Origin of the sequence: Candidatus Glomeribacter gigasporarum BEG34, from assembly GCF_000227585.1 — a bacterium.
Classification (GTDB): Bacteria; Pseudomonadota; Gammaproteobacteria; order Burkholderiales; family Burkholderiaceae; genus Glomeribacter; species Glomeribacter gigasporarum_B.
Map to the genome: position 1 here is coordinate 1 of NZ_CAFB01000120.1, position 1,654 is coordinate 1,654.

A 1,654-nucleotide genomic window follows, 5' to 3' on the forward strand; every position below is an offset into this window, starting at 1 on the left:
AGAAAGCGCGGCGTCGATCGCGTCACCGGCATTGAGCGCAGCTTCGACTATCGCCGTGGCATTGGCGTCTGTATACAGACGGCTGACGTTGTTGACACTGTTGACCGGGTCGATGATTTGGATGCGGTGATTGAAGCTGCTCACGTCCGAGGCGGGATAGTTGTCCGTGAAGAAAATCTTTTCCTGCAGATTGCTCTTGGCGATGTAAGTGAAGAAATGCTGCAGTGCCTCAGGATAGTCTGAAAATGTCAGGCCTTGATCGCAAAGGCGGGCGAGTAGCAGCTCGATCATGAAGGACTTGAACCTAAATCCTTCGTCACCTGCTTTTATTCGGGCGGCCCAAAATTTGATCAACCGGACAAGCTGCGAAAAGTGATCAGGCTGCGCCCGCTTCCGCTTGCGGATAAATTCAAGGTGAAGCAGGATGTTGGTTTTCAGGAAGGAGCCGTCGTCTTGGCTGACCAAGTTCCCATACCCATTCGGGTCACCGTCGTACAAGATCGGCACGACATCAACATCGAGGCCCGTGCCACGAAATGACACCGTGACGCTATAAGTCTGCGGTTGCACCTGATCCGGCGAAAAGTTTGGGAACGCCTTGCGCAGGCGTTCCGCCAAATAGGCGAGCAGCGCGGTTACGTCGCGGGGGGCGATCGGCACCGCTGATATAGCAGGCGACATCGATGTCATTGAGGGAGCGCAGCGCAGTTCCCTTCGCCAGGCTGCCGGCGAGCATCATTTTTTTCAGCGTGAAATCGGGATGCGCGCTCAGATAGGTTTCGAGTCGCTCCCGGAGCCGCTTGGCTTGGGCACGGAACTCGTCGGCCTTCTCCTTCGGTAGGTTGACCCTGTCTTGGGCGAAACGGACAATCTCTGCGTGGCTAACGTGTTCTCGGCTCATCTCATTACTCCTAGGCAGCTTTTCGTTGGAAGAATGTCGATATCGACATGTTGCATATGTCTAGTTTATAATTAGTCTTAAAAATAAGTCAACTTTTTTATGTCTAATTAGACATGTCCAACCAACGCCCGCCTTCCGAACTCTTCCAAGAGCGGCTGAAGGCTGCTCGCGAACTGCGTAAGTGGAGCCAGGGTGACTTGGCCAGCCAGGCGGGCATGCCGCCCAGCTCGATCGCTCACTTTGAATCAGGCTCACGCAAACCCTCTTTCGACACCCTCCGTCGTTTGGCGAACGCGCTGGAAGTCACGACCGACTACCTACTGGGTAGAGTGGATGACCCTTCTCTGGCGGAAGCGGCTGATCCTCTTTTTCGCGATGTCAGTAAGCTAACGGGACATGATCGGGCGCTGGCGAAGGATTTCTTGAAGATGCTGGCAGACCGAAACAAATAGAGGAAATAGATAATGAGTCAATTGCTGCGTCTAAAACTTGCTAAGCAACGTGGCGAAGCACTTCTCACAGAGGAGGACATTACCCGCTTGGCAGTCGATCCGTTCGACTTGGCGCAGCGGCATGAAATCAAGGTTCAGGCCAAGCCAGATGTGGCCCCAGGCGTTTCGGGAATGCTTCTGCGGCATGGTAATTCGTTTGGAATACTCTATGCTTCGGACATTCCAAATGAGGGATTCCAACGCTTCAGCGTTGCACATGAGCTTGGTCACTATTTTCTTGAAGGCCATATCGATCATGTCT

General features: G+C 53.4%; 4 protein-coding genes. 2 read left to right on the forward strand and 2 right to left on the reverse strand.

What is annotated here, in order from left to right; all coding sequences use genetic code 11:
• Both CAGGBEG34_RS09390 and CAGGBEG34_RS11905 read right to left on the reverse strand, forming a co-directional pair.
• Positions 1-618 (reverse strand): CBASS oligonucleotide cyclase (locus CAGGBEG34_RS09390; protein ID WP_275226177.1); only part of this gene is annotated, 618 nt, incomplete at its 3' end.
• The gene (locus CAGGBEG34_RS11905) at positions 551-901 is read right to left on the reverse strand and encodes a nucleotidyltransferase domain-containing protein (RefSeq protein WP_238985036.1); all 351 of its coding nucleotides are present in this window, start codon (positions 899-901) and stop codon (positions 551-553) included. The genes CAGGBEG34_RS09390 and CAGGBEG34_RS11905, both read right to left, overlap by 68 nt.
• A gap of 113 nt (positions 902-1,014) precedes the next feature.
• Between CAGGBEG34_RS11905 and CAGGBEG34_RS09395 the strand changes: the two genes are divergently transcribed.
• Positions 1,015-1,353 carry a helix-turn-helix domain-containing protein gene (locus CAGGBEG34_RS09395; RefSeq protein WP_006683377.1) on the forward strand — a complete coding sequence of 113 codons (339 nt, stop codon included), beginning with the start codon at positions 1,015-1,017 and terminating at the stop codon, positions 1,351-1,353.
• Between the two features lie 12 nt (positions 1,354-1,365).
• On the forward strand, positions 1,366-1,654 hold a 289-nt coding region (locus tag CAGGBEG34_RS10485; RefSeq protein WP_238985037.1), incomplete at its 3' end, for an ImmA/IrrE family metallo-endopeptidase.